General features: G+C 65.3%; 2 protein-coding genes. Both read left to right on the top strand.

All coding sequences use genetic code 11. From position 1 onward, the window contains the following. The coding region (locus tag ACFV9O_RS40125; protein ID WP_385427983.1) for a hypothetical protein at positions 1 to 284 on the top strand (284 nt) is incomplete at its 5' end. Positions 285 to 399: 115 nt separating this feature from the next. Continuing rightward, a protein-coding gene (locus ACFV9O_RS40120; RefSeq protein ID WP_371874218.1) for an IS5 family transposase occupies positions 400 to 1,208 on the top strand; the annotation gives its coding sequence in 2 pieces (ribosomal slippage) (positions 400 to 748 and positions 748 to 1,208; 810 coding nt in all). Positions 1,209 to 2,142: the final 934 nt, after the last annotated feature.

The following is a 2,142-nucleotide window of genomic DNA, read 5'->3' as shown; positions in this document are numbered from 1 at the left end:
GGACCCACCTCGAACACCTCGCGATCACTCGCACGACTGTCACCGGCCTCGCCGACCGGCTCCCGAACATCGCACCGGAGCTGCCCGAGCACCCGGACTACCCCCGCATCCTCGACGCCTTCAACCAGACGACCGGACCGCTACGGGCCAAGGACGTCTGCGAAGCCCTCGGCCACGAACTGCTGCCGAAGAACGTCGAAGGCACCCGCGCCAAGCTGAAACGCCTGGTCAGACTCGGGATCCTCACCGAGGCCGAAACCGGCAACTTCGCCAGGAAGCAATAGCCGAGGGAACTCCCTACCAGCGACCCCGCTGCAACCTCAACCGGAAACGGACATCAACTCACGAACCGCCCTCTTAGAGGCCATCTCATTTGGGGCACTCGGTATTCTGTGCGTCATGGTGGGGATCGTTGAGCGGTTGGTGCCGGACGAGTTGTGGGAGTTGTTCCAGCGGGTGGTGCCGGAGGCGCCGTCGCGACCTCAGGGCGGTGGTCGGCGTCGGCACGGCGACCGGGAGGTGCTGGCCGCGATCGTCTTCGTAGCCACGTCGGGTTGTACCTGGCAGCAGCTGCCGTCGGCGTCGTTTGGCCCGTCCGGAGCGACTGCTCACCGACGGTTCTCGGAGTGGTCGAAGGCCAGGGTGTGGGCCAAACTCCACCGCCTGGTTCTCGACGAACTCGGTGCCCGCGGGGAGCTGGACTGGTCGCGGTGCGCAATCGACTCGGTGAACATGCGGGCCCTGAAAAGGGGGACCTGACGGGTCCGAATCCTGTCGACCGGGGCAAGTACGGCTCGAAGATCCACCTGGTCACGGAACGGTCGGGTCTGCCCGTCTCCGTCGGCATCTCCGGGGCCAACCTCCACGACAGCCAGGCACTGATCCCGCTCGTGAAGGGCATCCCGCCAATCCGCTCGCGGCGCGGCCGACGACGGCGCAAGCCCGGCAAGCTTCACGCCGACAAGGGCTACGACTATGCCCATCTGCGGCGATGGTTACGCGAGCGAGGTATCACCCACCGCATCGCCCGTAAGGGAGTCGAGTCCTCGCAACGGCTGGGCCGTCACCGCTGGACCGTGGAACGCACCATGGCCTGGCTTGCCGGCTGCCGCCGCCTCCACCGACGCTACGAACGCAAGGCCGACCACTTCCTCGCCTTCACCAGCATCGCCTGCACTCTCATCTGCTACCGAAGGCTCACCAAATGAGATGACTTCTAAGAAGGCTGGGAGAGCTACCTCCATCGCCCGGGAGGAGCGTGCCGATGGTTCATGCAGGGCGGAGGGTGCCTGTGGTCATCACCCACGGGCGGCAGGGACGCAGCGTGCCTTGGCATGCTCGGATGGCCCCGGCTCGTCTACCAGTCCGCCACGGGACGGAATGCTGGTGCATCCGAGGTCCGGGCAAGCAAGGAGGCACTGACAACGCACGCCAGGAATACATGAACTCCTCTCCCAACGAGTGCAATCGCAAAGTATGCGCACCCTGGAAGCGTCACAGGAACACGGACCGCATGAAGCGCCAGCCGCATCGTGCGCGCCAGCGCAGCCGATCTCAGACGAAGCCGCACCGGAGCGCTCCGATGACTTCGTCGTCTCACGGCTCGACTCAAAGTCCCGTCAGGACGGACCCCGGCGGGGCCTCGCCGTATCACTCGCCTATCACGCAGCCATCACCAACTGTGCGGCCTCTCCCGGACCAGAAGGCCCTGACCTGGTACTTCGTGCCCGCGCTGGACCGGCGTAGACGCCCCCGGACGGTCTTTACAACCTGTGCCATGTCGTACCGTAGGACTCGCACGCCAACACCACAGATCACGGACCAAGATCCGGACCAGGTGCGGACCAACCTCGCTCAACAGCAGACGATCCCACCCTTTGTCGCAGCTCAGAGGCGATGGTTAGCGTGTACCACCAGCAGACGAAGAACCTCCTGGGACCAGGATGCACCGTGCCCAGACGCAGCGCCTTGCCCGTGCCGACGGCGGCTGAGCGGCAAGGCCGGACTCGGTCTCTCAGTCCGGTCACCTGCCACGCAACGACTCTGAGGCGATCATCCCGGATGCCCGAGTTCAACGGAGCGTAGTCAGCACCAAGTCAGCACGGGACAGGTGAGGACGGGTGATGACGTGGGATTTTAGCC

Source organism: Streptomyces sp. NPDC059909, assembly GCF_042730885.1.
Taxonomy (GTDB): Bacteria; Actinomycetota; Actinomycetes; order Streptomycetales; family Streptomycetaceae; genus Streptomyces.
Note: the sequence above shows the minus strand (reverse complement) of the source record. Positions and strands in the feature narration are given on the sequence as shown.